General features: G+C 46.5%; 13 protein-coding genes and 1 pseudogene. 8 read left to right on the forward strand and 6 right to left on the reverse strand.

The window, feature by feature from the left end; all coding sequences use genetic code 11:
- Nucleotides 1-49: 49 nt before the first annotated feature.
- On the forward strand, nt 50-985 hold the full coding sequence (locus J8N69_RS00965; RefSeq protein WP_168822003.1) for a LysR family transcriptional regulator: 936 nt from the start codon (nt 50-52) through the stop codon (nt 983-985).
- Nucleotides 986-1,062: 77 nt separating this feature from the next.
- Here J8N69_RS00965 and J8N69_RS00970 read toward each other — a convergent pair whose 3' ends face one another.
- Nucleotides 1,063-2,583 carry a putative bifunctional diguanylate cyclase/phosphodiesterase gene (locus J8N69_RS00970; protein ID WP_168822002.1) on the reverse strand — a complete coding sequence of 507 codons (1,521 nt, stop codon included), beginning with the start codon at nt 2,581-2,583 and terminating at the stop codon, nt 1,063-1,065.
- Between the two features lie 195 nt (nt 2,584-2,778).
- Between J8N69_RS00970 and dbpA the strand changes: the two genes are divergently transcribed.
- The 4 genes from dbpA to J8N69_RS00990 all read left to right on the forward strand — a co-directional run bounded on the left by dbpA (nt 2,779) and on the right by J8N69_RS00990 (nt 6,375).
- Entirely contained in the window at nt 2,779-4,161 is a 1,383-nt protein-coding gene (dbpA, locus tag J8N69_RS00975; protein WP_168822001.1) for an ATP-dependent RNA helicase DbpA, read from the forward strand.
- Nucleotides 4,158-4,514, forward strand: a complete 357-nt coding sequence (locus J8N69_RS00980; protein ID WP_168822000.1) for a VanZ family protein — start codon at nt 4,158-4,160, stop codon at nt 4,512-4,514. Before dbpA ends, J8N69_RS00980 begins: the two co-directional genes overlap by 4 nt.
- Nucleotides 4,515-4,648: 134 nt before the next feature.
- Nucleotides 4,649-5,950: a guanine deaminase gene (guaD, locus tag J8N69_RS00985; protein ID WP_168821999.1), complete on the forward strand. Its 1,302-nt coding sequence runs from the start codon at nt 4,649-4,651 to the stop codon at nt 5,948-5,950.
- 248 nt (nt 5,951-6,198) lie between these two features.
- Nucleotides 6,199-6,375 carry a hypothetical protein gene (locus J8N69_RS00990; protein ID WP_168821998.1) on the forward strand — a complete coding sequence of 59 codons (177 nt, stop codon included), beginning with the start codon at nt 6,199-6,201 and terminating at the stop codon, nt 6,373-6,375.
- 10 nt (nt 6,376-6,385) lie between these two features.
- Here J8N69_RS00990 and J8N69_RS00995 read toward each other — a convergent pair whose 3' ends face one another.
- Nucleotides 6,386-6,751 (reverse strand): hypothetical protein, encoded by a 366-nt coding sequence (locus J8N69_RS00995; RefSeq protein WP_328796790.1) that lies wholly within the window; start codon nt 6,749-6,751, stop codon nt 6,386-6,388.
- Nucleotides 6,752-6,893: 142 nt separating this feature from the next.
- Between J8N69_RS00995 and tnpA the strand changes: the two genes are divergently transcribed.
- The 3 genes and pseudogenes from tnpA to tnpC all read left to right on the forward strand — a co-directional run.
- Nucleotides 6,894-7,217 (forward strand): IS66 family insertion sequence element accessory protein TnpA, encoded by a 324-nt coding sequence (tnpA, locus tag J8N69_RS01000; protein ID WP_168827677.1) that lies wholly within the window; start codon nt 6,894-6,896, stop codon nt 7,215-7,217.
- The gene (gene tnpB / locus J8N69_RS01005; RefSeq protein WP_168827675.1) at nt 7,214-7,579 is read left to right on the forward strand and encodes an IS66 family insertion sequence element accessory protein TnpB; all 366 of its coding nucleotides are present in this window, start codon (nt 7,214-7,216) and stop codon (nt 7,577-7,579) included. Before tnpA ends, tnpB begins: the two co-directional genes overlap by 4 nt.
- Before the next feature lie 218 nt (nt 7,580-7,797).
- Nucleotides 7,798-9,279: pseudogene (gene tnpC, locus J8N69_RS01010) on the forward strand (IS66 family transposase); the annotation flags it as partial.
- A 282-nt stretch (nt 9,280-9,561) separates the two neighbouring features.
- Here the strand turns inward: tnpC and J8N69_RS01015 are convergent.
- The 4 genes from J8N69_RS01015 to J8N69_RS01030 form a co-directional block, all read right to left on the reverse strand.
- Entirely contained in the window at nt 9,562-9,738 is a 177-nt protein-coding gene (locus J8N69_RS01015; RefSeq protein WP_227803935.1) for a hypothetical protein, read from the reverse strand.
- A complete protein-coding gene (locus tag J8N69_RS01020) occupies nt 9,725-10,552 on the reverse strand; it encodes a hypothetical protein (protein ID WP_168825220.1) in 828 nt (275 codons plus the stop codon). Before J8N69_RS01020 ends, J8N69_RS01015 begins: the two co-directional genes overlap by 14 nt.
- A gap of 65 nt (nt 10,553-10,617) precedes the next feature.
- The gene (locus tag J8N69_RS01025; RefSeq protein WP_168825218.1) at nt 10,618-12,732 is read right to left on the reverse strand and encodes an HlyD family efflux transporter periplasmic adaptor subunit; all 2,115 of its coding nucleotides are present in this window, start codon (nt 12,730-12,732) and stop codon (nt 10,618-10,620) included.
- Nucleotides 12,732-14,069, reverse strand: coding sequence for an efflux RND transporter periplasmic adaptor subunit (locus tag J8N69_RS01030; RefSeq protein WP_168825216.1), 1,338 nt, complete (start codon nt 14,067-14,069; stop codon nt 12,732-12,734). Before J8N69_RS01030 ends, J8N69_RS01025 begins: the two co-directional genes overlap by 1 nt.

The raw sequence follows: 14,069 nt of genomic DNA on the forward strand, positions 1-14,069 counted from the left end.
TGCTTTCGTTATGGTTGACTCTAGCCGCTTCGATTAAGGGAGAGGCACGATGGAAATAAGATGGCTTGAGGATTTTATCGCCCTTGCAAAAACACGCCACTTTTCTCGTGCAGCGGACGAGCAAAACGTCACCCAACCAACGTTTAGCCGTCGTATCAAATTGCTCGAAGAAGAAATGCGCGTCACACTTATTGACCGGAACACACTGCCCTTATCGCTTACGCCAGCGGGCGAAGTGTTTTTACACAGCGCTGAGCTCATTACCAGACAACTCAAAGACGCCAAAGAGCGCTGCCAAGAAATCCGTAAACAAGAAGAGTCGCAGATACGCTTTGTGACCACTCAAACCTTATTTTTGAGTTTCTACAAAGACGTCATAGAACCATTTTGTCAGAGCATTGATACAGATCTAGACATCAATATGAAATCCAGTTCATGGTTGGGTATCGATTTTGTCAACGCCTTAATGGACCAACAATGCGACCTTATGCTGTGTTATTGGCACCCAGCTATTAACTTTATTCGCGCCCTAGACGATGAACAATATGAACACCTTGTGATTGCAGAAGAGACCCTCATTCCCTGCAGCGCAACAGACAGCACAGGCGAGCCCAAATTTACGTTACCCGGGGTGAAACGCAAACCGCTGCCTTACATTGGTTATTACGAAAACTCGTTTCTACAGCCCGTTATTCATCATCATTTGCAAAGACAAAGAGACATTCCACAGCTGCAAACCCTGTCAGAGAATTATCACTCAGTCAGCATCAAAGCCATGGTAAAAGAAGGCTATGGCATTGGCTGGATCCCCAAACGCCTCATGCTGGATACCTTGAATTATGGAAAAGTGGCGTTGGCTGGGGAAGATAACTGGAATATTCCACTGGAAATACGCCTGTACCGGTCTAAATTTAACCAAAACCCGAATCTGACCCAATTTTGGGAAGCACTCAAAAACAAGATAAACAGCAGCGCCCCGCTTTAAATGGGCGCGCTGTTTTAATAAAAGATCACGCCGTTCTAATAAAAGATCACGCCGTTCTAATAAAAGATCGCGCCGTTCTAATCATCAAATGAGTGCTGCTCGTTTAAGGCCGCAATCATCGGATCATTGGCCATAGAATGCGCGCCCAACGCCATGCTAAACAAATAACCTTGGCCAATATCGCAGCCGTATTCACGTAACAAAGCAAGCTGCTCAAGGCTAGTAATGCCCTCAGCAATCACCTTTAGATTCAAACTGTGACTTAAGCTGATAATCGCCCGAGTTAACGCCGCATGACTTTTATCAGCAACAATATCCCGAATAAAGACCTGATCAATTTTGACATAATGAAAGGGTAAATCTTTCAAATAGCTCAAACTGGAATAACCCGTACCAAAATCGTCAATCGCCAACCGCATACCCAACCGACTCATCTGTTGCAAAAGCTCGGCACAGCCTTTCGCATCTTCAATCAAAATAGACTCAGTGACTTCGATCTCCAACAAACTGGGATCAATCTGGTAAGTGTCCAGTAGCGCCAATAATTTAGGCAAAAAATCCGCGCGTTTTAACTGCGCAGCCGAACAGTTTATTGCAATCGGAGGCACCTTGATGCCTTGCTCCTGCCACTCCAATATATGGCGAAAGGTCTGCTCGAATACCCATTCACCCAAAGGCAAAATAATACCCGTTTGCTCTGCAATAGGAATGAATTCCGCTGGCGACACAACACCCAGCTCAGCATCGCTCCAGCGCAACAACGCCTCCATGCCAACACAGCGCTCGCTAATAAGATCCACTTTGGGTTGAAAATGCATCTCTAGACTTTCGCTTTGCAAGGCGTGTCGTAAACGCGTTTCTATTCTGACATTACGCGCGAACTGCCGTCCCATTTCACCATCATAAAAATAGTAAGTGGCACGACCAGCGGCTTTGGCGCGATGAACCGCCATATCGGCGTATTTAATCAAGGTCACCGCATCCTGCCCAAATTTAGGATACAAAGCGACACCAATAGAGCAACCGATATTCAATGTCAGCTCATTGACCGCATAACTCTGGCTGATCTCTTCTATTGCCCCAGCCAGCACGCCAGCCAAAGCCGCCGACTCTTGATCATCCAGTACCAATAGAACCAGAAAAGCATCACTGCCTAGATAGCCGATCACCGCGTTGTTTGGAAATACCGTCGTCAAACGCTCAGACACTTTCGTCAACAGGGCGTCACCAACTTCATGACCAAAAGCATCATTGATTGTTTTAAAATGGTCCAAATCCAACATCAATGTCGCCAGCGTTTTTCCCTCAGCCTGACAGGTCTCAATCCGTTCCGCCAACTCTTGCTGGATTTGAAAACGACTAAACAGTCCCGTTAATGGGTCAATGGCGACACGTTGGTTGGCTAAGTTCAACGCGGTATCATAGCGCTGTAAAAACCTTTTGGTGCAAAATGCAAAGAACCATGCCAACGCACCAAACACCAGCACTGGATCCACTTCCCAAGGCAGCAGGCTTAGGATCACACCACATAAAAATACAGCCCAGAAAACAACATAAGGCGTATTTTTACTTTTCACTTGGTTTTTTAAAAACATCATCTTCGCTCATCGAGGTGTGATACAAATCAGGGTGGGTGAAGCAGAGATGCGTGCTTTATTCATCTCATCGCAACAACCGACTAACACTCTACCGAAAAACACAAAACTCGACACGGAATAAATCGTTAAGAAAAGTATTTATGGGCGTTTTCTGGTATCCTCTGCCCATTATTTATTCTATCGAACAGGCCTCTTGTGACCCAATTCCAGCACGCACTAAATGATCTACTGCCAACAAAACTTACCGCGCTACTTTCAGACATGGGATTCACCACTTTTACCCCCATTCAAGAACAAAGTTTGCCGCCTATAATTGATGGCAAAGACATCCTCGCTCAAGCTCAAACAGGCAGCGGTAAAACCTTAACCTTTGCCATTGGCTTGCTACTAAAAATTAACCCACGTTTTTTTGGCGTACAAGCACTAGTAATGTGCCCAACGCGTGAATTAGCGGATCAAGTCTCCAAAGAAATTCGCAAAGTGGCGCGTTATCAGGACAATATTAAAGTCTTAAGTTTATGCGGTGGCATGCCATTTGGCCCACAAATTGGCTCGTTAGAGCATGGAGCACACATTGTTGTCGGCACACCGGGGCGTTTAATGGAACACCTGCGTAAAGGCACGCTAAAACTCAATGCACTCAACACCTTAGTCTTAGACGAAGCTGATCGTATGCTGGATATGGGCTTTGTTGACAGCATCCGCGAAGTGGTTGAACTGACCCCAAGCAATCGCCAAACATTGCTTTTTTCCGCCACTTATGGCGATGGCATCGAAGCGATAAGCAGCGAATTCCAAAACCAACCGATTAGCATTAAAGTCGAAGCACAAGAAGATCTTAAACCCAATATAGAACAATTCTTTGTGCGCAGTGAAAACAAAGACAAATGCGAAACCCTGTTGGCGACACTGCAGCATTTTGAACCCCGCCAAGCGATTGTCTTTTGCAACACCAAAGCCGAATCACAAGTAGTGGCCGATTGGCTAGCAGAGCACAAAGTCGCGGCCCAAGCCATTCATGGGGATCTTGAACAAAGACAACGTGATCAAGTATTGGTGCGCTTCAGCAACCAAAGTAGTTGCGTGTTAGTGGCTACCGACGTAGCCGCTCGTGGTATCGACGTTAAAGAAATCGACCTTGTGGTGAACTATGACACCACCCGCGATACGGATGTTCATACCCATCGTATTGGTCGAACGGGGCGTGCCGGTGCCGCAGGCATTGCCGTCAACCTTGTGACCTCTAAAGACGATTATAAAGTACGTGATATCGAAACGCGTTTTAACACCACAGCGAACTTCATTGAACTTGGAGAAATGGACCTTCACTACCGCTTGATTCCGCAAAAAACCACCATCTCTTTTGATGCCGGCCGTAAAAACAAACTTCGCCCCGGCGACATACTTGGTGCACTCACCGCAGGCTTAGGACTGGATAAATCTCAAGTCGGCAAAATCGATATTTTTGACTTTCAAGCTTATGTCTCTGTCGACAATGACGTCGCCAAAACCGTGGTCAAGGAATTCGAAAACAAAAAAATCAAAGGCAAAAATATACGCGCCCGCATTTTACGATGATCCACAAGCTCACCTCACCGACAGCACAAGCTGTCGGTTTTATTCTAGGCGCGCTCATCATTAGTTTGGCAACTCTAACGCCAGCGGACTCTCTTCCTCTTGCACCGGGCTCTGATAAACTCCACCACCTGCTTGGCTTTGGTGGCTGGGCACTTTTATGCGCGTTTGGCCCGATGAAGCGTTTTGTGTCTATGAGCCTACTGATTATTGCTTGGGGAGGCGCGATTGAACTGATCCAACCCCATCTTAATCGTTATGGGGAATGGCTCGACTTTTACGCCAATACTTCGGGGGTTGTTGTCATTGTCTTGGCCAAATGCTTATTGCGGCATCTTTCTAAACGATTGGTTTAACGCCATTTTTCAATTAACAAAAGAGTTTGCTGAAAGACGGAAAAAGACCTGATAAAGTATAACCACTCGGTCAAGTATTATCCCCAAAGACACTTGTGAAAAGACATTCAAGATAAGCATTTAAGAGAGAGAAAATGAGCCATTTAAAAGCGTGGCGCGCTGCCATCGTTCACTGCATCGCAGACCCAAAAGACGTTGGCATTGAGGCCGCTTATGAATACTTTGAAGATGGCTTGTTAGTCATTCAAGACGATAAAATCCACGCCCTTGGCAACGCCAAAGACCTACTCTCAAAGCTTCCAGACAACACCCCAGTTGAACACTACCCTGACGCCATCATCGCACCCGGCTTCATTGATACTCATATCCATTACCCACAAACCGATATGATCGGCTCATACGGCGAACAACTGCTCACCTGGCTAAACACTTACACCTTTCCAGAAGAAGGCAAATTCTGTGACAAAGACCATGCGCGCAATGTTGCCGATCGTTTCCTTAACGAATTACTTCGAAATGGCACCACCACCGCCTTGGTCTTCGGTACGGTTCATAAAGTCTCTGTGGAAGCGTTTTTTGAAGCCTGCGAAGTTCACAACCTGCGCATGATTTGCGGCAAGGTCATGATGGATCGCAATGCGCCAGAGTATCTAACCGATACCCCAGAAACAGGCTATCAAGAAAGCAAAGAACTGATCGAGGCGTGGCACAACAAAGGTCGTCTGCATTACGCCATTACCCCACGTTTCGCCCCGACCAGTTCAGACGAACAACTGCAATTAGCAGGTAAACTGTTAAGCGAGTATGACGATGTTTATATGCATACTCATTTATCAGAAAACAAAGACGAATGTGCCTGGGTACAAGATTTATTCCCCGCAAGTACGCATTATTTAGACGTTTACGACCAACACAAATTATTAAGCCAACGCTCTGTTTTTGCTCACGGCATTCACTTATGTGATAACGAATACCACAGATTGCACGAAACAGGCTCAGCGATCTCCTTCTGCCCAACCTCCAACTTATTTATTGGTAGCGGTTTGTTTAAACTCAATAAAGCAGAAGAGTATAAAGTGAACGTGGGCCTTGGCACAGACGTCGGTGGAGGTACGAGCTTTTCCATGCTGCAAACTATGAACGAAGCCTACAAAGTCATCCAGCTACAAAACGAAAATCTAAACCCGATCAAATCTCTGTATTTATCTACCTTAGGCGGCGCAAGAGCACTTCGTCTAGAGGATAAAATCGGCAACTTAGCAGTAGGCAGTGAAGCGGATTTCATCATTCTCGACAAAAAAGCCACACCGCTATTGAGCTCTCGTCTAGCGCTGTCTAAAAATATCGAAGAAAGTCTATTCGTCTTAATGACCATTGGTGACGACCGCGCGATTCAAGCCACCTACTCAGCAGGAAAATGCGTTCACCAACGCTAGAAAGGCACGACAACTGATTGGTTTTTTGTAGGTCGTGATTTATCGCGACAAAGACATTATTTCAGCGACGACAGGTTTTGTCGGCCTAAAGGCACGACAACTGATTGGTTTTTTGTAGGTCGTGATTTATCGCGACAAAGACATTATTTCAGCGACGACAGGTTTTGTCGGCCTAAAGGCACGACCTGATTGATTTTTTGTAATAAAACGGCACATTACTTCAGCAAATTCTTTTGAGGCTAACTACCATGAATGCTCTTGCTACCATCGCCCTTGGCGCTTTTGCCATTATTTTCTTTTGTTTAGCCTTGATAATCGGACTGATTATTCTAAAAAAATACCAAGCAGAGCAAGCGAGGCTAAATAAACTAGCTAGGAAAAAAACCGACATAAATAAAACTAACACAGATAAAGAAAGCCACTGACGACCCAAGGTTATGGATAAAGGCGCACGATGCCGCTTTTGCCTTCCATATCACCAAGAATCCAAACTTTTTCGAAAGCGTGCGGAACCGGTATGGTAATAAGATGCTCCAGCGCTTTAATATCCGCCTGACTCCAAGCAGGATGGGCATTGCGGATAACCAACCACACTCGGTTTGAATCGTATTGCTTGCCTGACTTATTTTCTAAAATCCTATTTAAAGACCTTAGTAGCCGCTCATCGGCAGGTTCGTCTTTTAAAGCCTGCAATGTAGCACGCGTTTTATCTGTTAAATCTCGCCCGAGAATCGCCATAGCCTCTTCTTCCGAGCCATACAAATGGGCAATTTCTATATCTAAACGCTCACCCTCCAGCATGCAAGACACGTCAGGACGGATTGGATCATTGTGCCAAATATGACGAATACGCTGTAAGCGCCCTTAAATCTGCATTCTTGCTGACCTTCTCGTAATATCAGAACCTAACACCTGTTTACTTTAACCATGAACAGGTGTCTTTATGAATACTTTTTCGGATCCTCAATCCCGTGCTGACTTTTGGCGGGCGCAAGTCACAGCTGCTGAGGCAGCGGCCATGTCCAGTGCTCGGTTCTGCAAAGAAAACGATCTCAATTATTCTCAATTCATGTATTGGCGGCAGAAATGTCAGACACCATCAGCCCCAATATCGGAGGACAAGTCGTCCAGTTTTATCAAAGTGGAACCTTCATTGGGCCAGTTAGGGTCAGGCTTGTCGGTGTCTTTGCCAAATGGCATGCAAATCCACGGTATTGATTCGACCAATGTGACCTTGGTTCGTCAGTTGTTGGAGTGGGCGTTATGACACGTTATTTTCGCCCGTCGGTCGACATGCCTAAGATCTATCTTTATCGTCAGCCAGTGGATTTTCGTAAAGCCGCTGTGGGGCTGGCAGCGATTGTGGAGCAGGAGTTGGCGCAGAATCCTTTTGATGGTGCTTTGTATGCGTTTACCAATCGGCACCGGAACAAAATTAAATGTTTATTTTGGGAGGACAATGGTTTTGTGCTGTATTACAAAACCCTTGCCGAGGACAAGTTTCGTTGGCCCAAAAAGGGTGACGAGGTGATCTCTCTTACTGGACAACAGATTAATTGGCTGCTGGATGGCTATGATATAACGGCGATGAAAGGCCATAAAAAATTGCATTATGAGTCTGTTTTTTAACGCGTTTTAGGGGCTGTTATGATAAAATAACGTACATGAAAACAGCCCCTAATACGCACAACATCTCGGTCAATTATGCGACTCTGTCACAGGCGGAGTTGTTGTCGTTGCTGGTCAAAAAAGACCAAGATCTCGTGCAAAAAGATCAGGTGTTAGCGCAAAGAGATCAGGTACTAGAGCTGAAAAATCAGCTCCTTGATGATCACCATCAGGTTATTCAGCATCAAAAAGCCTTGCTGGATGAAAGAGACCGTAAAATTGCACAGTTAGAGGAGCTCCTGCGCTTAGCCAAGGCTCAGAAGTTTGCGGCAAGCAGTGAAAAGTCCGTCTATCAAATCGATCTGTTTGATGAGGTGGAATTGGAAGCGGCCATTGCGGCTCTGATCGAACAACTGCCCGAAGACGTGCTTCCAGAAGCGGTTCGATCTCGTAAACGCCAACGTGGCTTCTCTGACAAACTGACTCGCGTACGGGTGGAACTGCGTTTGTCAGAAGAAGAAAAAGCCGGTGCCACGTCTACCTTTTTCAGCAAGGTCAAAGAAGAACTGGACATCATACCCGCCCAGGTTCGAGTGTTAGAGTACTGGCAGGAAAAAGCCGTCTTTAAAACACAAGAGGACCAAGCAGACCACATCGTTGTCGCCAAACGTCCTCTTCACCCACTCGGTAAATGTGCCATTAGCATCAGCGCGCTGGCTTACATCATCGCTGGAAAATATGCGGATGGCCTGCCCTTGTATCGCTTGGAAAAACAGATCGAACGTTACGGAGGGCATTATGACCGCACCAGCATGGCCCACCACGTCATCCTGCTGACTGACAGAGTCCAGTCCCTACTGAATCTTGCTTGGGAAACCCAATTGGAAGCGGGGTACCTACAGGGTGACGAAACCCGTATCCAAGTGCTCAAAGAAGACGGCAAAACCGCCCAATCGGATAAATGGATGTGGGTGATACGCGGCGGACCGCCAGACAAACCTATCGTGCGTTTTGAATACAACCCTTCCCGAAATGGGGAGGTACCCGTGCAGCTGCTCGATGGGTTTAAAGGTGTCCTGCAAGCCGATGGCTATGGCGGCTACAATGCCGTGTGCCAGAAATACAACCTAACTCGCATTGGTTGCTGGGATCACGTGCGCCGTAAATTTATTGAGGCCAGCAAAGGCGCTGACACCAAAAAGAAAAACAAAAACTCACCCCCTACCAAAGCCGAGGTGGCATTAAGCCATATCCGTAAACTCTACAGGATTGAAACACAGATAAAAGACCTGAGCGACGCTGAGAAACATCGCGTGCGCCAAGAGCAAAGCCTTCCGGCCCTCAACACCTTTAAAGAATGGCTCGGCAATAATGTCGATAAAACCCCAAAAGACCAGCTGACCTACAAGGCCATCCGCTACGCCCTCAACCAATGGGAGACACTCACGGGATACTGCGAGGATGGGCAATTGCACATCAGCAATGTCTTGGCTGAGAACGCCATCCGCCCCTTCGCAATTGGACGTAAGAATTGGTTATTCGCCGACACCTCACAAGGGGCCAAAGCCAGCGCGGCTTGGTACAGTCTTGTCGAAACCGCCAAAGCCAACGGCCTAGAGCCTCATGCGTATATTTTGCATATCCTGCAGCACATCGCTAGCGCCGACACCGTTGAAAAATTAGAAGCCTTATTGCCTTGGCGTGTTAAAGCGGCGCTGTAAAGGCACACGCCCATCAAGCAAACGGACACAACAGCAAAAAGCACGGGATAAAAAAGAAACGGGTAGGCGTAAAATAAAAAAGTAAAATAAAAAAATAGAAATCGTAAAAGCAAAGAAGAGAAATCAAAGAAAGGCTTTACCGCCGCATCCCTGCAGCCACTGAATCTTCCTGAAAAGAGACAGAGCCTCCCTCCTGGAGGCGTAGGCAAATCCGTTCGCCCTCTGTCTATATTTACCCTAGCCTTTTTTGACACCTGATGCAACCTCACGTATCAATTTACATTATCGATGGATGATCACTACAAGGTCATTTACAACAACACAAAACAAATTAAACGACAAGAATGCTGATTTAAGGGCGCTTACAATACGCTTGCCCGTGTTGCGCTCATAACAACGCATAAACAGCTTAGCGGCTTGGTGCTCAAGGGCGATTTTTTCCGCTTCACTGTGATGCATAATCAATGCTTCTGGGTAGCGCCAAATACGCCATGACAGCACGGTCGCGGACAACTGACCCTAAATGGTACTGACGAAGCCTGTACTCTTGACAGTATTCTGAAGCACTTCCTTCCCCGTGCACAAACTCATTTTTTTGGATACCAGACAAGGCCGTTTGCCATTGCTGCAACAGCGCTTTCGGTGGTGGAGGAAGCACAGACAATATACGCTCTGCGGCCGTAAACTCAGTGGCCATGGTCATCGCTAACATGTCGTCGTTGGCTTCGCCAATCCAACTGACGCCATCCTCACGCACATACACCATCGGCATAAAAGGCGCTAAAGCTGGGCACACATCGTTACGATAAACCTCAACCCCCCAGTACGCCTGAGCCACCTCAATAAATTGCTCAAAACTCGATATATGAGCAAAACCGGAATCGGCCAACGGCAAAACTTCTACTCTCGGTTTATTTGGGTTCACCGTATCGTTCGAAACGTCCAAATACCAATCACCCAGTGTCACCGCATTCTGAAAATAAACCCCTCTCAACGTCCCCCATATTTTCGTTAGTACAACCCCCTGATCCAAGGCTTCACGGATTAACGTCAAACCAGCTCCTGAGGGTTGCTGAAGCTGAGTTTGTAACTCAACAAAAACCGCATCACGGATTTCTTTGCAACGCCCTAAAGGATAGATTTTCTTGCCAAAATACGGATGACGAGGCACCAAATCCAAATCCACTAACAGACGCAAACTCGCCAAGTCTTTCACCACAGCGTCGACTTGTTCAGGCGTCCACTGTGGGCAAGGCGCGGTTTTATTTTGCATAATAATCTTTCACACCATCATCAATAAACATATTCATCAACAACACAAGCATTGCACTGCTGTCTTTAGAACCCAGATTCACGAATCAACACCCCATAAAGAAAGCGTAACCCATCCACTAGAAAACTGCTCGGCTCAATAGCCAAGCGTACTTCCCCAAACTCTTGCCGAGTCAGCAATGCTTCCCCCTGAAGAGTCAAATGCACCTCATAGGTTGCGGTTTCGGGAATCAACTCATCCTCTAACTTTTGGGTGGCAATCGCCCCACCATGACTCGAAGCAAGACCCGCATACGAAAGACGCCTGATAGCCGTCGGAATCACCTTATCAACCCCCAAACTGGCAGCCAAAGGTTCGCCATCATTGCCTATAAAAGTAGCCGTTTGATCGTCCTTCAATAAAGGAATAAAGCGGCCGTCGATGTAGGCTTTAACAATCAAACTCTCATCATCGTAAAGTGTGGCTAACGCAGAACGCTCGTTGACATAATCGCCAACAGACAAAGACAACCATTCGCCTATATAACCATCAAAGGGTGCTTTAATGGCAAGTTTTTCTCGCCGTTCAAGCAAAGATTGCAAACGAGATTGCTCCCTCGATATCTGCACCTGCAGGCTAGACAAAGAATCCAACATACCCGCACCAGATCCCGCCCGTTGCCAACTTACCTGCAAGGCATTCAACCTAGACTGAGTCAATAAAACCTGCTGCTCCACGTCAGGGGATTCTAATAAAATCAATAACTGCCCCTGAGTCACTTTTTGATTGGGGGTGACTTGCCAGGCAACAACACGCGCAGCCTCGCTAGGGTAAAAAGCCTGATGACGTTCGAACGTCGCCACGGCAGGAACGCTAATGTGTGTTTTCCATGGCACAATTAAAATAGCCAAGCCCAGCATACAAAACAGTAACGTCAGTGTACTCGCACGATTAAACGACATCTTCTTTCTCAAACTCACCCAAACCTTTACTTCTTTTATAATCGGCAGCAACACAAACCAAACAATTTCTACCACAAACAACACAATGCCCAATAACTTAAAGGCAAAGTAATACACTAATGCCGCAATTCCCAAAAACAAGAAAAAGCGATATATCCAAGTACACCAAGCGTAAGTCACCATTAAAGCGCATTTTTTACGATTAAGGGGTTCCGGCGGCAAAAAACCAAAACCAAACAAACGTTCACGTAAAAACCATTTTCCAACTAAGAAAGAACGTGGCTGAAGATTCTCCATGCCCAGAAAGTCTGACAGCGCATAATAGCCATCAAAACGCATAAAAGGGCTAATGTTAATCAATAACGAAGAAATCCAACTGGTCGTCGCAACAAAAAACAAAACACCGCGAAAGCCGCCATCGGGCACGACTCCCCACAAAAATGTCGCCACACAAGCAATGTAAATTTCAACTTTCACCCCAGCGGTGACTATACTTAAACGCTGAAAACGCGAGCGCAAACGCCATGCGTCCGTCGTGTCGGTATACAAAATGGGCGTCATCAATAAAAATGCCACCCCCATTGAGCTGACTCGACAACCATAACGCTTAGCCACCAAGGCATGGCCTAGCTCATGGGCGGTTTTCACCAACACCAAAGCCAAAATGTAATACACAATCGCCGATAAATTAAACAAGTCTTGGAAGGTATGAGTGAATGTCTCCCACTGCCTCAACACCATCACCAAGCCCAAGGCGCCCAACACTAAAGCGACTCTGTCTAAGCGCAATCTAAACAATCGTTTGGTAAATGGATAAATACGTGTCAGAAACAGATCAGGACGAAAAAGCGGGATTTTAATAAATAAATAATTGTGTAAAAGCCATAACAAAAAATGCTTTTTATGCTGACTCACTTCCCCTCGTAAGCGTGCGATATCCTTTTCAGTGCGAATTTCTAAAAGATGATTCACCTCCAAAAAGCGCAAAAAATACGCCAGTTCATCCTCTTCTAGTTCTATGCCCTTTTGCGCCAGACGTAAGCGTAATGCTTCATCGTCGCTAACATGACGCCACTCACGAAAAATATAAAACGCCGTGCGAGACAAGTAATAAAACGTATTACTCAGTGGATCAAAAATCTGCCAACGGGGCTCACCATCTTCATCTGGTGGTGCCGTCAATAAAGATAAATTTTGCCGCAAGGTTGGAAGTGCTTTCGCCTCCGCTTCAACAGACATCACACACCCAAATATTGACGAACAAAGGTAACCGGCCGACGAAAGAGGTAATAGGCCAAAGACACCTCATCGCCATACAACTTAGCCGTGCCGCGCAACCCTATTCTAGGTGGCATAGCCTCGCCCTGAATATCCGCCACAATGCGATAAGCAATAATCTGGTCTGGGGTTAAACTCGGTTCAAAAGACGAATAATTCACCAAAAAAGGAATAGGATTTAACGGATCCGTATCCAGAAATAACGTCACCTCATCACCATGGTTCAATGAAATGGCGTCCGTTACTGGCAGCATAATTTCCAATTGCACTTTAGTAGGATCCGCTATCGACAAAATACGTTCCCCCACTACAACGGGGCGGCCCTTCCATTTTTCTGGGTCGTCAAGCACCACCATCCCCGCCTTATCGGCTAGGATTTGTGTCTGATCCAGTTTGGTTTGTAGATAGTTTCGCTCAATCGTTTTAAGCGCTACTTGAGATTCTAGCTCAGCCAATTCTGCCTTTTTTCGACGATCAACATAACCCGCCTGCTCTGTGGTTCTAAGCTCCGCCATTGCCCTTTCTAGCTCCCTTTGGGCCACATCAAAACGCCCCTGAAACTCCGTTTTGTCCATCACCACGATAGACTGCCCCATACTCACCAAATCCCCAGGTTTAACGGATACCTCACGCACTGCTCCTGCAATGGCAGAGGTCACCAATAGAGCATCTTTGGCAATAATTTCAGCCGGTGCTAACACGGTTAAACGTACTGGCACAAAACCGAGCAAGATCGCCGTCGCCAATACCGCCAAGCTAATCCGCTTAGAGAATAAGCGTCTTCGCCATGCTTGCCACCCAGAATGCTGAACGAACACCTGCAGCGCATGGGCATAACTGGACGCCAAATGCTGCAATAGGCCGATCTCTTTTTCCGTCCATGGCTGAGACTTGGCAAGCCAAAGCACGCCGACTCTTTGATTCGGTTTAGAGGGGATCAACAAAGGCAGCCAGAGCATATAAGGCGACGTAAAATCGTTTAAGTCACTCAATAACGCTGCTGGCAGGTTCTTCGTCTCTATCGTGTGGGCTGTATTCGCCTGCTCTGACGCACTAACAACGGCAGAGACTTGTTCAAGCCACGCACTAAATGGCGTAGTCCGATCCACCAAGGCAATATCACTGATGGCCGTAACTTTTAACGACTCCAACTCTGTACCAGACAAATAAACAGCCTGCTGATAAGGCACCAAATCCCGTGTTCTGTTAACCAGAATAAAACCAAGCTCCGTCGCGGTTTCACAACAACGGACCTGTTGCTCTATTTGCAATAACTGGGCGATAGCATGATCAGACAT

The sequence above is a fragment of the Marinomonas profundi genome, assembly GCF_020694005.1.
GTDB classification, from domain to species: Bacteria; Pseudomonadota; Gammaproteobacteria; order Pseudomonadales; family Marinomonadaceae; genus Marinomonas; species Marinomonas profundi.

Coding starts and splice junctions, on each gene's coding strand:
- J8N69_RS00965 (WP_168822003.1), top strand. CDS start 50: ATGGAAATAAGATGGCTTGAGGATTTTATCGCCCTTGCAAAAACACGC.
- J8N69_RS00970 (WP_168822002.1), bottom strand. CDS start 2,583: ATGATGTTTTTAAAAAACCAAGTGAAAAGTAAAAATACGCCTTATGTT.
- J8N69_RS00980 (WP_168822000.1), top strand. CDS start 4,158: ATGATCCACAAGCTCACCTCACCGACAGCACAAGCTGTCGGTTTTATT.
- guaD (WP_168821999.1), top strand. CDS start 4,649: ATGAGCCATTTAAAAGCGTGGCGCGCTGCCATCGTTCACTGCATCGCA.
- J8N69_RS00990 (WP_168821998.1), top strand. CDS start 6,199: ATGAATGCTCTTGCTACCATCGCCCTTGGCGCTTTTGCCATTATTTTC.
- J8N69_RS00995 (WP_328796790.1), bottom strand. CDS start 6,751: ATGCTGGAGGGTGAGCGTTTAGATATAGAAATTGCCCATTTGTATGGC.
- tnpA (WP_168827677.1), top strand. CDS start 6,894: ATGAATACTTTTTCGGATCCTCAATCCCGTGCTGACTTTTGGCGGGCG.
- tnpB (WP_168827675.1), top strand. CDS start 7,214: ATGACACGTTATTTTCGCCCGTCGGTCGACATGCCTAAGATCTATCTT.
- J8N69_RS01015 (WP_227803935.1), bottom strand. CDS start 9,738: ATGCATCACAGTGAAGCGGAAAAAATCGCCCTTGAGCACCAAGCCGCT.
- J8N69_RS01020 (WP_168825220.1), bottom strand. CDS start 10,552: ATGCAAAATAAAACCGCGCCTTGCCCACAGTGGACGCCTGAACAAGTC.
- J8N69_RS01025 (WP_168825218.1), bottom strand. CDS start 12,732: ATGTCTGTTGAAGCGGAGGCGAAAGCACTTCCAACCTTGCGGCAAAAT.
- J8N69_RS01030 (WP_168825216.1), bottom strand. CDS start 14,069: ATGTCTGATCATGCTATCGCCCAGTTATTGCAAATAGAGCAACAGGTC.